This window comes from Burkholderia gladioli (genome assembly GCF_000959725.1).
GTDB lineage: Bacteria > Pseudomonadota > Gammaproteobacteria > Burkholderiales > Burkholderiaceae > Burkholderia > Burkholderia gladioli.
Window position 1 is genome coordinate 1,412,092 of sequence record NZ_CP009323.1, and the last position, 12,994, is coordinate 1,425,085.

Here is a 12,994-nt window from a genome sequence, read left to right on the forward strand (position 1 = left end):
AATCCCGGCCTTCGTCGTTTGGGGTTGGTTGCCCCGCGCTGCGGGCCAGGGTTCAGGCGCGAGCCCGAATCACCTTGGGCATGCCTTTGGCGCGAGCCTGCGCCAGATCGTAGGCGAGTTGCTCGGCGAGCCAGAGATCGGCCCGGCCGCCGTTCTCGATGCCGAGCCAGCCCTCGATGCGCAAGGCCATCTCCGGCGAGATCGCGGCCCGGCCGTTGAGCACGCGCGACAGCGCAGCCCGCGTCACGCCCAGTTGGGCCGCGGCCTCGGTGACGGTCAGGCCGAGCGCGGGCAGCACGTCTTCGCGCAGCGTTTCGCCGGGATGCGGTGGATTGGAAATGCGCGTCATGTCGCGAACCCTGTCGGTCAGTGATAGTCCAGGTAGTCGACGAGGATCGCGTCCTCGCCGTCGAATGCGAAGATCAGCCGCCAGTTGCCGCTGACCCTGACTGAGAAATACCCGCCCAGCTCGCCGCCGAGCGCATGCAGCCGCCACCCGGCGAGATTCATGTCCCGCGCGCAACAGGCGATATCGAGGCGCATCAACTGACGCCGAAGCCGCGACGCATGGTCGGGCCGAATACCTGCCTTGCTGCCGTAAAGGAAAAACGCTTCGAGACCCTTGTGACGCCACGACTTGATCATGGACCTCCCGATCTATGTCCGTGCCGGCGCCATCGCCGGCGGCCATTCATCGGGAAACGAAGGAATCTGTCCAGGCCTCGCGTGCAGCGAGCAGTCACACTATACGCAACGCCATGGTCCCGAGTCAACGGCCAAAAGCGGCCATTGTGCGTGTCCAGCCATCTCGTAATCGCTCGCCCCCTGCGCGCTGGCCATCCGGCCAGGCGTCGCCGCGAAAAGGCCGCGCCGTCCCTCGCGCCCACCCCGCCCCCCATTGCCGACCGGCACTCCATGTATCATTCACGCTCAGGCTGGCGCGCGGGTTCGCGAACCGCGCGGCGGGGCCGCCCAGGCCCACCCAGTCCCGTTTCGACAGGCAAACCTGGAACACCGTGAAACTTCCGTTCACCAAGATGCAAGGCGCCGGCAACGACTTCGTCGTGCTCGACGGCACCGCCGGCGATCTCGGCCTCACGCCCGAGCGCGTGCGCGCACTCGCCGATCGCCATTTCGGCATCGGCGCCGACCAACTGCTGCTGGTCGAGCGGCCGAGCCTCGACGGCGTCGATTTCAAGTACCGGATCTTCAATTGCGACGGCGGCGAGGTCGAGCATTGCGGCAACGGCGCGCGCTGCTTCGTGAAGTTCGTGCGCGACAAGGGCCTGACGGACAAGACCACGGTGCGCGTGCAGGTCAAGCACGGTGTGATCACGCTGAGCATGCAGGACAACGGCGAGGTGGTGGTCGACATGGGCTCGCCCGTGTTCGAGCCGGCCCGCGTGCCGTTCAACGCGGCCGGGCTCGAGGGCCGCCACGACGGCGCCGATACCGTCTACCCGCTCGAGGTCAACGGCGCGACGCGCTGGATCTCGGTGGTCTCGATGGGCAATCCGCACGCGGTGCAGTTGGTCGACGACGCCGAGGCCTTCGCGGTGCTGGAAGACGGCCCGGTGATCGAACGCCACGCGCGCTTCCCGCAGCGCGTCAATGCCGGCTTCCTGCAGATCGTCTCGCGCCGGGAGGTGAAGCTGCGCGTCTACGAGCGCGGCGCCGGCGAGACGCTCGCCTGCGGCACCGGCGCCTGCGCCGCGGTCGCGGCCGGGATCCGGCGTGGCCTGCTCGATTCGCCGGTGGCCGTCCAGACCCACGGCGGCACCCTGACGATCCACTGGGACGGCGCGCGCGACCAGGCCGCGCCGCTCTACATGGCAGGCCCCGCCGTCACCGTGTTCGACGGCGCCATCGAACTGGCCGACTGACCGCCACGCCCCCGAACCCCAAGCGCACCGGAACCCTGACGCCTTATGAACGAACGCGACGTCGCCGACTACCTGCTGGCCAACCCCGAATTCTTCGCGCGCCACGCGGAGCTGCTCGCCTCGGTCAAGCTCGCGAACCCGCACGGCAAGGCCGCGATCTCCCTGCAGGAACGGCAGATGGAGATGCTGCGCGACAAGAACAAGCTGCTCGAGCGGCGGCTCGCCGAGCTGCTGCGCTACGGCCACGAGAACGACGGCCTGTCGACCAAGTTCAACCACTGGATCTCGCGCGTGATCGCCGAGCGCGACGCGCATGCGCTGCCGCGCGCGATCGCGGGCGGGCTGGCCGAGGTGTTCGACGTGCCGCAGACGGCGCTGCGGATCTGGGACGTCGCCGATACCTACGCGCAGGCCGAATTCGCGCGCAACGTCGGCGAGGAAGTACGGCTGTTCGCCAACAGCCTGGCCACGCCCTATTGCGGCGCGAACTCGGGCTTCGAGGCGGCGCAATGGCTGGCGCCGGTCGAGGCGCAGCCGGCCGCGGCCCTGGCAGACGGCGCCGAGGCGGCCGAGGCGGCCGAGGCCGGCGCCCGGCCCTCGGGCGCGGCCGAATCGATCGCGCTGATCGCGCTGCGCGCCCCCGAAGCCGGGGAAGGCGCCCCCACCTTCGGCCTGCTGGTGCTCGGCTCGCCCGATCCGCGCCGCTTCCACGACGGCATGGGCACCGATTTCCTGACGCGCATCGGCGCGCTGGCCAGCGCCGCGCTCACGCGCCTGCTGCCGCACTGAACGAGCGCGCCATGACCGACGATCCGATCGCTGCCTACCTGTCGTACCTGCAGCACGTCAGGCAGCTCTCGGAACACACGCTGCGCGGCTACGCGCACGAACTCGACGCGCTGCTCGCGTTCGCCGACGGCCGCCCGCTGGCGAGCCTGGGCGCGGCCGACATGCGCGGCGCGGTGGCGCGCGCGCATGCGGGCGGCCTGTCGGCGCGCTCGATCGCGCACCGGCTGTCGGCCTGGCGTGCCTTCTACCGTTGGTACGCGCTGCGCGTGGAGATGCCGGCCAACCCGGTGGCCACGGTGCGCGCGCCCAAGCGGGCGAAGACCTTGCCCAAGGCGCTGTCGGTGGACGACGCCAACACGCTGATGGAGTCGCCGTTCCCCGATACGCCCGAGGGCCTGCGCGACCATGCGATCCTCGAGCTGTTCTATTCCTCCGGCCTGCGCCTGGCCGAGCTGGTCGGCCTCGACGTGCACTACACGCAGGCCGACGGCTACCGCTCGGCGAGCTGGCTGGACCGCGAGCAGGCCGAGGTCAGCGTGCTCGGCAAGGGCGGCAAGGAACGCAAGGTGCCGGTCGGGCGCAAGGCGCTCGAGGCGCTCGACGCCTGGCTCGCGGTACGCGCGGGCTGGGTGCGCGCCGATCCGCATCCGCTGTTCCTCTCGGTGCGCGGCAAGCGCATGTCGCCCGGCGTGGTGCGCGAGCGCGTCAAGCGCGCCGCCCTGGTGGCCGGCATCCCCGCCAACGTCCATCCGCACGTGCTGCGCCATTCGTTCGCCACCCACGTGCTGCAGTCCAGCGGCGACCTGCGCGCGGTGCAGGAGCTGCTCGGCCACGCCAGCATCTCGGCCACCCAGGTCTATACCTCGCTCGACTTCCAGCATCTCGCGCGCATCTACGACAGCGCGCATCCGCGCGCGAAAAAGCGCGACTGACGCGCGCCGCGCCCTCCTTGCCCCGCCGCGTGCCCCACGCGGCCCGATTCGATACCGACATGCATACCGTTACGCTCAAGCCGTCGAAAGACAAATCCCTGCTGCGCCGCCATCCCTGGGTCTATGCCAATGCGATCGAGCGCGTCGACGGCAAGCCCGCCGCCGGCGCCACCGTGCTGGTGCGCTCGCACGACGGCCGCTTCCTGGCGCGCGGCGCGTTCAGCCCGGAATCGCAGATCCGCGTGCGCGTCTGGAGCTTCGACGAGGCCGAACCGATCGACCACGCCTTCTTCAAGCGCCGCGTGCAGCGCGCGGTGGCCCATCGCCAGGCGATGGTGAGCGACACCGAGGCGGTGCGGCTGGTGTTCGGCGAGGCCGACGGCCTGCCGGGCCTGATCGTCGACTACTACGTGGCCGACGGCCTGCCGGCCGAGCTGCCCGTCGGCCAGTCGCCCGCGGCCACCCCGCCCTCGGCCGAGCGCCGCGGCCAGTTGGTCTGCCAGTTCATGGCGGCCGGCGTGGAGGCCTGGAAGGAGGCGATCGTCGCGGCGCTCGCGGCGGCCACCGGCTGCCCGAACGTCTACGAGCGCTCGGACGTGTCGATCCGCCAGAAGGAAGGCCTGGAGCAGGTCACCGGCGTGCTGGCCGGCGACGCGCCGCCGCCGACGCTGATCGCCCGGGAGAACGGCGTGCGCTACCACGTCGACGTGCCCAACGGCCACAAGACCGGCTTCTACGTCGACCAGCGCGACAATCGCGCCCTGGTCGGCCAGCTCGCGCGCGAGCGCGAAGTGCTGAACTGCTTCTGCTACACCGGCGGCTTCTCGCTGGCCGCGCTGGCCGGCGGCGCCCGCCGCGTGGTGTCGATCGACTCCTCGGGCGACGCGCTGGCGCTCGCGCAACGCAACGTGGCCGCCAACGGCCTGGACCCAGCCCGCGCCAGCTGGCTCGACGCCGATGCGTTCAAGACCCTGCGGCGCCTGGCCGACGAGGGCGAGCGCTTCGACCTGGTGGTGCTCGATCCGCCCAAGTTCGCGCCGGCCCGCGAGCACGTCGATCGCGCCGCGCGCGCCTACAAGGACATCAACCTGAGCGGCTTCCGCCTGCTGCGCCCGGGCGGCCTGCTGTTTACCTATTCGTGCTCGGGCGCGATCGACATGGAGCTGTTCCAGAAGATCGTGGCCGGCGCGGCGGCCGACGCGCGCGTCGACGCGCGGATCCTCAAGCGGCTCGGCGCGGGCGTCGACCACCCGCTGCTGACGGCCTTCCCGGAAGGCGAATACCTGAAGGGCCTGCTGTTGCAAATCGCCTGAGCGCCCCGATCTGGGATTGCCGCGACGCGCCCCGGCCGAACGGCCGGGGCGCGGGCGCTTGACAACTATGTTTCAATAGGTGGTTCCGCGTGCGCGCCGGCAGGCCGGTGCGCACCCAGATTCCGGCAGTTTTGACCCCGTTTCACGAACCAAGGCGATCGACATGGCCACCCCAGTCACCATCCTCACCGGCTTCCTCGGCAGCGGCAAGACCACCCTGCTCAAGCGCATCCTGAACGAACAGCACGGCATGAAGATCGCCGTGATCGAGAACGAGTTCGGCGAAGAGAACATCGACAACGAGATCCTCGTGCAGGACAGCAACGAGCAGATCATCCAAATGAGCAACGGCTGCATCTGCTGCACGATCCGCGGCGACCTGGCCCGCGCGCTGGAGGACCTGGCCGCGCGCAAGCGCGAGGGCAAGCTCGATTTCGACCGCGTGGTGATCGAGACCACCGGCCTGGCGAACCCGGGCCCGGTGGCGCAGACCTTCTTCATCGACAGCCAGATCGCCGACGATTTCCTGCTCGACGCGATCATCACCCTGGTCGACGCCAAGCACGCCAACGCCCAGCTCGACGAGCACGAGGTGGTGCAGCGCCAGGTCGGTTTCGCCGATCGCCTGTTCATCACCAAGGCCGACCTGGTCGACGAGGCGGCGCTGGCCTCGCTCAAGCACCGCCTGATGCACATGAACCCGAAGGCGGCGATCCGCCAGGTCGACTTCGGCCAGGCCGACATCAAGGAAATCTTCGACCTGCGCGGCTTCAACCTGAACGCCAAGCTCGAGATCGATCCGGATTTCCTGGTCGAGGACGAGCACGACCACGCCCATGGACACGGCCATGACCACGGCGACCATGCGCACTGCGATCACGACCACGGCCATTGCGAGCACGACCACGAGCATGGTCACGGCCACCACCATCACCACGCCCACCACGACGACAAGATCAAGTCCTTCGTCTATCGCAACGACCGCCCCTTCGACCCGACCAAGCTCGAGGACTTCCTCGGCGGCATCCTGCAGATCTACGGCGAGCGCCTGCTGCGCTACAAGGGCGTGCTCTACATGAAGGGCGTGGACCGCAAGGTGGTGTTCCAGGGCGTGCACCAGATGATGGGCAGCGACCTGGCCGGCAAGTGGATGCCGATCGAGAAGAAGACCAACAAGATGGTCTTCATCGGCATCGACCTGCCGCAGGACCTGATCACCGACGGCCTCGACGCCTGCCTCGCCTGATCGCGACGGGCCGGGCCGGCCGCCGCGCGCGGCGGGTCCGGCCCGTGCCGCGGCGGCTTCGCGCCGCGTAACCTGGTCACCCGCGCAGGTCGCCCGCGCCGCGCTCGCGCCGACCGTTTGGCGCATCGGCGCCGCCCGCTTTCGCGGCTGATCCCTGGCCGATTCCAGGCCACCCTCCCGCTCGCCGGCCAGCCTGCCGCCATCCCTTCGCCGCCCCTGTTTCCGCCTCGCGCATCCTTCGGTTGGCGCCGCACCGGCTGGGCGGGCACGCGATTTGATCCCGTCATCGCTTTTTCGCGCTTTGCAGGTTATATTTTTAGGATATCGGGGCGGCACGGCGGTGGAATCCCCTGATGCTGAGCGGCGAAGCGATTCAGTTACAATACGTGCCCACTGGATGGCGGCAGTAACAGGCCCGGTTCTTGCATGACTCGCCGGGCAATACCGGCATCGCCCCCGCAAGCCGGCTTCGGGCCGGGCGCGGGAAGCACCGCGGATCGCGTCACGGCGCGAGCGGGCCGGACCAGGGGTACCGGGCTAACGGTACCGGAGGCTTTCGGCCCCGACAACGGCAAATGATTGGCAAACCATGACAAAGGCCGTTGCGGGTAATCCCAAAGTGCGGGCAATATCTCGCGATTTGCCGCACATTGAAGAAGCAAGCAGATGACGAACAAACTCTTGACCGAAGCCGAAATCCTGAAGATGAGCGAGAAGGATTACATGAATGACGATCAGCTCGCGTTCTTCAAAAATCGGCTCGAACAGTTGCAGGCGGAAATCCTCCGCAATGCGGGCCAGACGACCGAGAACCTGCGTGAAACGGTGATCGTGCCGGATCCTGCCGATCGCGCGACGATCGAAGAGGAACACGCACTCGAGCTGCGCACGCGCGACCGCGAGCGCAAGCTGCTCAAGAAGGTCCAGCAGTCGCTCGCGCGCATCGATTCCGGCGATTACGGCTGGTGCGAGGAAACCGGCGAACCGATCGGCATTCCGCGCCTGATCGCGCGTCCGACGGCCACCCTCTCGCTGGAAGCCCAGGAGCGCCGCGAGCTGCGCCAGAAGCTGTTCGGCGACTGATCCGCCCGGCGCGGCCGCTTCCCGCGCCACCTCACGCTGCTTCGACAGAGCGCGCGGCTTGCCGCGCGCTTTTTGTTTTTCGGGCCGCCTTCCTTGCCCGGCCTGCGTTGCGCCTGCCCGCGGCCCCGGCCGCCGGCGCCCGCGCCCGCGCCGCTTCGGGCATTTCCGCTCTTGATATCGCCTCGGCTGCCCTAACATGTCTGCAATACGCGTGGTGCGCCCCGGTGGCCGCGCCGCGCGTCGCCAGGGCGGCGGTGCCCCGCACCCCCGCGTCCTCCCCGGATTCTCTGAAGGAACGCAGATGGAGCAATATCACGGCACGACGATCGTCTCCGTGCGCCGCGGCGAGCAGGTCGCGCTCGGCGGCGACGGCCAGGTCACGCTCGGCAATATCGTCATGAAGGGCGGCGCGCGCAAGGTGCGCCGCATCTACAACAACCAGGTGCTGGTCGGCTTCGCCGGCGGCACGGCCGACGCCTTCTCGCTCCTCGACCGTTTCGAGGCCAAGCTCGAGAAACACCAGGGCAACCTGACGCGCGCCGCCGTCGAACTCGCCAAGGACTGGCGCACCGATCGCATGCTGCGCCGCCTGGAGGCGATGCTGATCACGGCCGACAAGACCACCACCCTGGTGATCACCGGCAACGGCGACGTGCTCGACCCGGAAGGCGGGATCTGCGCGATCGGCTCGGGCGGCTCCTACGCGCAGGCGGCCGCGCGCGCGCTGGCCGAGAACACCGAGCTGTCGCCGGGCGAGATCGTCAAGAAGGCGCTCACCATCGCCGGCGACATGTGCATCTACACGAACCACAGCCACATCATCGAAACGATCGAGTAAGGACGCCGACATGAGCACCATGACCCCTGCCGAGATCGTCTCGGAACTCGACAAGCACATCATCGGCCAGCAAAAGGCGAAGAAGGCGGTGGCCGTCGCGCTGCGCAATCGCTGGCGCCGCCAGCAGGTGGCCGAGCCGCTGCGCCAGGAAATCACCCCCAAGAACATCCTGATGATCGGACCGACCGGCGTCGGTAAGACCGAGATCGCGCGGCGCCTGGCCAAGCTGGCCGACGCGCCCTTCATCAAGATCGAGGCCACCAAGTTCACCGAGGTCGGCTACGTGGGGCGCGACGTCGACAGCATCGTGCGCGACCTGATCGAGATCGCCGTCAAGCAGACCCGCGAATCGGAAATGCGCAAGGTGCGCTCGAAGGCGCAGGACCAGGCCGAGGACCGGATCCTCGACATCCTGCTGCCGCAGCCGCGCGCGGTGGGCTTCGGCTCGAACAGCGAGACCGCCAACGACGACAACAACGCCACGCGCCAGACCTTCCGCAAGCGCCTGCGCGAGGGCGCGCTCGACGACAAGGAGGTCGAGCTCGACATCGAGCAGCCGCAGGTCGGCATGGACATCATGGCGCCGCCGGGCATGGAAGAGATGACCGAGCAGATCCGCTCGATGTTCTCGAACATCGGCGGCGGCAAGAAGACGCGCCGCAAGGTCAAGATCAAGGAAGCGCTGAAGCTGCTAAGCGACGAGGAAGCCGCCAAGCTGCTCAACGACGAGGAAGTGAAGACGCGCGCGGTGCAGAACGTCGAGCAGAACGGCATCGTGTTCCTCGACGAGATCGACAAGATCGCCTCGCGCAACAACGAGGGTGGCGGCGGGGAAGTGTCGCGGCAGGGCGTGCAGCGCGATCTGCTGCCGCTGGTCGAGGGCACCACGGTCAACACCAAGTACGGGATGATCAAGACCGACCACATCCTTTTCATCGCCAGCGGCGCCTTCCACCTGTCCAAGCCGAGCGACCTGATCCCCGAGCTGCAGGGGCGCTTCCCGATCCGCGTCGAACTCGATTCGCTGTCGGTGAAGGATTTCGAGTCGATCCTGGTGGCCACCGACGCGAGCCTGGTCAAGCAGTACCAGGCCCTGCTCGCCACCGAGGACGTGCAGCTCGAGTTCGCCGATGACGGCATCCGGCGCCTCGCCGAGATCGCCTTCTCGGTCAACGAGAAGACCGAGAACATCGGCGCGCGCCGCCTCTATACCGTGATCGAGAAGCTGCTCGAGGACGTCTCGTTCGCGGCCGGCAATCACGCCGGCGAGGCGGTGACGATCGACGCGGCCTATGTCGACCGCGCGCTCGGCGAGGTCTCGAAGGATGAGGACCTGTCGCGCTACGTGCTGTAAAAAACGCCGCAGGAATGAAAAAAAGGGCGGACCCGCGTCGAGCGGGGCGCCCTTTTTTCATGCGCCGCGCCGGCGCTACCGCCGGCGCCGGCCGCTTACTGCCGCACCGGCCGCTTGGCCAGCTTGCGCTGCAGCGTGCGCCGATGCATGTTCAGCGCGCGCGCCGTCGCCGAGATGTTGTTGTTGTTCTCGGCCAGCACGCGCTGGATGTGCTCCCATTCGAGCCGGTCGACCGACAGCACCACCGGGTTCTCCAGCGCGTCCTCGGCCTGCACCTCGCTGGCGTTGGTCTGCAGGGCGGCGAGGATCGATTCCACGTTGGCGGGCTTGGACAGGTAGTTGTCGGCGCCGTCCTTGACCGCCTGCACGGCGGTGGCGATGCTCGCGTAGCCGGTCAGCACCAGGATCCGCGCATCGGGCTGCAGGTCGCAGAGCGGCGCGATCAGCGACAGCCCCGAATCCTCGCCGAGATGCAGGTCGACCGTGATGAACTCGAATTTCGACGCGCTCGCGAGCTTCAGCGCCGCATCGCGCGTATGCGCCTGCTGGACGAGATAGCCGCGACGCTCGAGGCCTCGCGCCAGCGTGCCGGCAAATACCTCGTTGTCGTCGATGACGAGGAAGTGGTTGTCGCTCATCGTTTTCTCCTTCGGGTCAGCGTATGGTTAAGCGGTGGCGGGGCGAGGCGGCATGGGCGGGCCGCTCAGGCGATCAGCCCCGCCGATGGGTCCGCGCTCGCGGCCTGGCGCGTCACGGGCAGCCGCAGCAGGGCGCGCGTGCCGCGCGGCGCGGCGTCGGCCAGCTCGATCGTGCCGCCCAGCCGCGAAGCCGCGCTGAAGGCCAGGTAGAGGCCGACGCCATGGCCGCCCTGGGTGCTGTCGACCGGCGCGGTGCCGAGCGATTCGCGCAGCGCGGGCGGGATGCCGGGGCCGTTGTCGACCACCTCGAACACGATCGTGTCGCGCTCGCCCTGCCGCGCGAGCCGCGCCTGCAGGGTCACGCGATCGCGGCTCGCGCGTGCCGCGTTGTCGAGCAGGATGGTGAGGATCTGGCCGACCGCGACGGTATCCTCGAGCTCCAGGCCGGCCGGCCCCGCGCCGATCTGCTCGAACTCGACATGCGGATGGCGCAGCCGCCAGTGACGGCCGAAGGTGTCGAGCCAGGTGGCCAGGCTCTCGCGCGCGGCCGGCCCCGAGGCGCGGCTGCGCAGCCGCGCCAGCGCCGAGGTGCATTGCGTCATCTGCTCGTCGAGCACCTTGAGATCGGCGTCGTAGCGCGCCAGGCCCGGATCGTCTCGCGCCGCGTCGCGCAGCTCCTCGGTCAGCATCGCGATGGTCGACAGCGGGGTGCCCATCTCGTGCGCCACGGTGGCAGCCTGCACGCCCAGCGCGACCGCCCGCTCGTCGCGCAGCAGGCGCTGCTGCGCCTCGCCGAGCGCGGCGTCGCGCTGGCGCAGCGCATTCGACATGCGCGCCACGAACCAGGCGATCAGGCCGACCGAGACCAGGAAGTTCACGCCCTGGCCGGCGCGGTAGTAGTCGAACAGGTTGGCGGGATTGTCGAGGTTGAGCGGCACCGAATTGAAGCCGAGCGCGAAATAGCAGGCCACCGAGAAGGCCGCCAGCCAGACCATCAGGTGCCACGGCAGCACCGCGGCCGCGATCGCCAGCGAGGGCAGGTAGAGCGAGACGAAGGGATTGGTGGTGCCGCCCGAGAGGAACAGCAGGGCCGAGAGCGCGCCGATGTCGACCCACAGCTGGCCCATCAGCTCGAAGTTGGTTTCGGGGCGGGCGCGCAGCACGCGCAGCCAGGTCAGCGCGTTGAACACCACCTCCAGCGCGATCACGCTGAGCATGGCGGGCAGCGGCAGGTTGGCGCCGAAGAACACCTGGGCGACCGCGATCGTGACGAGCTGGCCGATGATCGCGAGCGTGCGCAGCCAGAACAGGTTGCCGAGGTTGACGCGGCCGGTGGTGGTGATTCGTTGCATCATCATCGGCGCAGTTTACTCCGTGGGGCGGGAGCGGCCGGCTTCCCTTCGAGCGGCGCGGCGGGAATGCCGGCGGCGCGGGCGGCCTGCTCGGCGAGCGCGGCGGCCAGGCATTCGGGACAGAGGCAGGCGCCGCTCGCCTGGGGCGACTGAGCCGCCTGGGCCGACCCCGCCGTCGCATCGGCCGCAGGCCGCAGCGGCGGCAGCGCCGCGCACCAGCAGACGAACGGCTCGGCACCGGCCGAAGCGCCAGCCGCCGAACCCGCCTGCGGCGCGCCGCAGTCGAACGCGGCGGCGCAGTTCGGGCAGACGCCCGAGCAGGCGCGCCGCGCGCTGCGGCTGGCTGAAACGGCGGTTGCGGCGGGTCGTGGCATCGTCGCGCGGATGGCTGGGGAACAATCCGACAAGCATAGCGCGCCGGCCCGCGATTGCCTCAGCGGCGCCCTGCCGATCGCGCCCTTTTGTCGCATAAAAACCGCGTCGAAACCGGGCTGGCGCAAGCTTCCCCCGAATCGCCGAGAATGCCCAAAAACCGCATGCTGCACTGCGCCAGTTGTGTACAATTCGCCGTGTTTCGCCGTCCCGCTTCACGTTTCAACCGCCCCGAACCCGAGTCCGAGCCATGTCCGATCCCATCGACCTCTCGCAGATCGCTCCCACGCTGAAAGCCGAAATCCTCGCGGAAGCGCTGCCGTACATCCGTCGCTATCACGGCAAGACCGTGGTGATCAAATACGGCGGCAACGCGATGACGGAAGAGCGCCTCAAGCAGGGCTTCGCGCGCGACGTGATCCTGCTGAAGCTGGTCGGCATCAACCCGGTGATCGTCCACGGCGGCGGCCCGCAGATCGACACCGCCCTCAAAAAGATCGGCAAGCAGGGCACCTTCATCCAGGGCATGCGCGTCACTGACGAGGAAACCATGGAAGTGGTGGAGTGGGTGCTCGGCGGCGAGGTGCAGCAGGACATCGTCACCCTGATCAATCATTTCGGCGGCCAAGCGGTGGGCCTCACGGGCAAGGACGGCGGCCTGATCCACGCGCGCAAGCTGATGATGCCGGATCGCGACAATCCGGGTCAGTACATCGACATCGGCCAGGTGGGCGAGGTCGAGGCGATCAACCCGGCGGTGGTCAAGGCGCTGCAGGACGACGCCTTCATCCCGGTGATCTCGCCGATCGGCTTCGGCGAGGACGGCCTGTCGTACAACATCAACGCCGACCTGGTGGCCGGCAAGCTGGCCACCGTGCTGAACGCCGAGAAGCTCGTCATGATGACGAACATCCCCGGCGTGATGGACAAGGAAGGCAACCTGCTGACCGACCTCTCGGCGCGCGAGATCGACGCGCTGTTCGAGGACGGCACGATCTCGGGCGGCATGCTGCCGAAGATCTCCTCGGCGCTGGACGCGGCCAAGAGCGGCGTGAAGTCGGTGCACATCGTCGACGGCCGCATCGAGCACTCGGTGCTGCTCGAGATCCTCACCGAGCAGCCGTTCGGCACGATGATCCGCTCGCATTGAGCGGGCGCGTTCCCCGCCGCGCGGGCTCCACGGCCCCGCGCGCC

General features: G+C 68.7%; 14 protein-coding genes. 9 read left to right on the forward strand and 5 right to left on the reverse strand.

Translation table 11 applies throughout. From position 1 onward, the window contains the following. Positions 1–52 precede the first annotated feature (52 nt). Positions 53–349 (reverse strand): HigA family addiction module antitoxin, encoded by a 297-nt coding sequence (locus BM43_RS23265; protein ID WP_013699706.1) that lies wholly within the window; start codon positions 347–349, stop codon positions 53–55. A 17-nt stretch (positions 350–366) separates the two neighbouring features. Next, a complete protein-coding gene (locus BM43_RS23270; protein ID WP_013699707.1) occupies positions 367–645 on the reverse strand; it encodes a type II toxin-antitoxin system RelE/ParE family toxin in 279 nt (92 codons plus the stop codon). Between the two features lie 371 nt (positions 646–1,016). Here BM43_RS23270 and dapF point away from each other — a divergent pair, with 371 nt between their 5' ends. The 8 genes from dapF to hslU all read left to right on the forward strand — a co-directional run bounded on the left by dapF (position 1,017) and on the right by hslU (position 9,438). Further along, positions 1,017–1,883 (forward strand): diaminopimelate epimerase, encoded by an 867-nt coding sequence (gene dapF, locus BM43_RS23275; protein ID WP_036048843.1) that lies wholly within the window; start codon positions 1,017–1,019, stop codon positions 1,881–1,883. A gap of 45 nt (positions 1,884–1,928) precedes the next feature. Next, entirely contained in the window at positions 1,929–2,672 is a 744-nt protein-coding gene (locus BM43_RS23280; RefSeq protein WP_036048841.1) for a DUF484 family protein, read from the forward strand. An 11-nt stretch (positions 2,673–2,683) separates the two neighbouring features. Then, complete coding sequence (xerC, locus tag BM43_RS23285; RefSeq protein ID WP_036048839.1) at positions 2,684–3,604, forward strand: tyrosine recombinase XerC; 921 nt, start codon at positions 2,684–2,686, stop codon at positions 3,602–3,604. A 59-nt stretch (positions 3,605–3,663) separates the two neighbouring features. Beyond that, complete coding sequence (locus tag BM43_RS23290; RefSeq protein ID WP_036048837.1) at positions 3,664–4,917, forward strand: class I SAM-dependent rRNA methyltransferase; 1,254 nt, start codon at positions 3,664–3,666, stop codon at positions 4,915–4,917. Positions 4,918–5,080: 163 nt separating this feature from the next. Beyond that, positions 5,081–6,163, forward strand: a complete 1,083-nt coding sequence (locus BM43_RS23295; RefSeq protein WP_036048835.1) for a CobW family GTP-binding protein — start codon at positions 5,081–5,083, stop codon at positions 6,161–6,163. Positions 6,164–6,829: 666 nt separating this feature from the next. Next, the gene (gene dksA / locus BM43_RS23300) at positions 6,830–7,246 is read left to right on the forward strand and encodes an RNA polymerase-binding protein DksA (protein WP_013699713.1); all 417 of its coding nucleotides are present in this window, start codon (positions 6,830–6,832) and stop codon (positions 7,244–7,246) included. Positions 7,247–7,547: 301 nt separating this feature from the next. After that, the gene (gene hslV / locus BM43_RS23305; protein WP_013699714.1) at positions 7,548–8,084 is read left to right on the forward strand and encodes an ATP-dependent protease subunit HslV; all 537 of its coding nucleotides are present in this window, start codon (positions 7,548–7,550) and stop codon (positions 8,082–8,084) included. Between the two features lie 10 nt (positions 8,085–8,094). Beyond that, positions 8,095–9,438 carry an ATP-dependent protease ATPase subunit HslU gene (hslU, locus tag BM43_RS23310; RefSeq protein ID WP_036048833.1) on the forward strand — a complete coding sequence of 448 codons (1,344 nt, stop codon included), beginning with the start codon at positions 8,095–8,097 and terminating at the stop codon, positions 9,436–9,438. 95 nt (positions 9,439–9,533) lie between these two features. On the opposite strand, the gene BM43_RS23315 is transcribed toward hslU, so the two are convergent. The 3 genes from BM43_RS23315 to BM43_RS39300 form a co-directional block, all read right to left on the reverse strand. Further along, positions 9,534–10,076: a response regulator transcription factor gene (locus BM43_RS23315; protein WP_013699716.1), complete on the reverse strand. Its 543-nt coding sequence runs from the start codon at positions 10,074–10,076 to the stop codon at positions 9,534–9,536. 65 nt (positions 10,077–10,141) lie between these two features. Continuing rightward, positions 10,142–11,428, reverse strand: a complete 1,287-nt coding sequence (locus BM43_RS23320; RefSeq protein WP_036052934.1) for an ATP-binding protein — start codon at positions 11,426–11,428, stop codon at positions 10,142–10,144. 2 nt (positions 11,429–11,430) lie between these two features. Then, positions 11,431–11,802 carry a cysteine-rich CWC family protein gene (locus BM43_RS39300; RefSeq protein WP_080742278.1) on the reverse strand — a complete coding sequence of 124 codons (372 nt, stop codon included), beginning with the start codon at positions 11,800–11,802 and terminating at the stop codon, positions 11,431–11,433. Positions 11,803–12,050: 248 nt separating this feature from the next. Between BM43_RS39300 and argB the strand changes: the two genes are divergently transcribed. Further along, positions 12,051–12,950 carry an acetylglutamate kinase gene (argB, locus tag BM43_RS23325; RefSeq protein ID WP_013699719.1) on the forward strand — a complete coding sequence of 300 codons (900 nt, stop codon included), beginning with the start codon at positions 12,051–12,053 and terminating at the stop codon, positions 12,948–12,950. The last annotated feature ends 44 nt before the right edge of the window (positions 12,951–12,994 follow it).

Excerpts from the sequence above, each read along its gene's own strand:
- BM43_RS23295 (WP_036048835.1), top strand. The coding sequence starts at position 5,081 with ATGGCCACCCCAGTCACCATCCTCACCGGCTTCCTCGGCAGCGGCAAG.
- BM43_RS23270 (WP_013699707.1), bottom strand. The coding sequence starts at position 645 with ATGATCAAGTCGTGGCGTCACAAGGGTCTCGAAGCGTTTTTCCTTTAC.
- BM43_RS23320 (WP_036052934.1), bottom strand. The coding sequence starts at position 11,428 with ATGCAACGAATCACCACCACCGGCCGCGTCAACCTCGGCAACCTGTTC.
- hslU (WP_036048833.1), top strand. The coding sequence starts at position 8,095 with ATGAGCACCATGACCCCTGCCGAGATCGTCTCGGAACTCGACAAGCAC.
- dksA (WP_013699713.1), top strand. The coding sequence starts at position 6,830 with ATGACGAACAAACTCTTGACCGAAGCCGAAATCCTGAAGATGAGCGAG.
- BM43_RS23315 (WP_013699716.1), bottom strand. The coding sequence starts at position 10,076 with ATGAGCGACAACCACTTCCTCGTCATCGACGACAACGAGGTATTTGCC.
- hslV (WP_013699714.1), top strand. The coding sequence starts at position 7,548 with ATGGAGCAATATCACGGCACGACGATCGTCTCCGTGCGCCGCGGCGAG.
- BM43_RS23290 (WP_036048837.1), top strand. The coding sequence starts at position 3,664 with ATGCATACCGTTACGCTCAAGCCGTCGAAAGACAAATCCCTGCTGCGC.
- BM43_RS23280 (WP_036048841.1), top strand. The coding sequence starts at position 1,929 with ATGAACGAACGCGACGTCGCCGACTACCTGCTGGCCAACCCCGAATTC.
- BM43_RS23265 (WP_013699706.1), bottom strand. The coding sequence starts at position 349 with ATGACGCGCATTTCCAATCCACCGCATCCCGGCGAAACGCTGCGCGAA.
- xerC (WP_036048839.1), top strand. The coding sequence starts at position 2,684 with ATGACCGACGATCCGATCGCTGCCTACCTGTCGTACCTGCAGCACGTC.
- BM43_RS39300 (WP_080742278.1), bottom strand. The coding sequence starts at position 11,802 with ATGCCACGACCCGCCGCAACCGCCGTTTCAGCCAGCCGCAGCGCGCGG.
- argB (WP_013699719.1), top strand. The coding sequence starts at position 12,051 with ATGTCCGATCCCATCGACCTCTCGCAGATCGCTCCCACGCTGAAAGCC.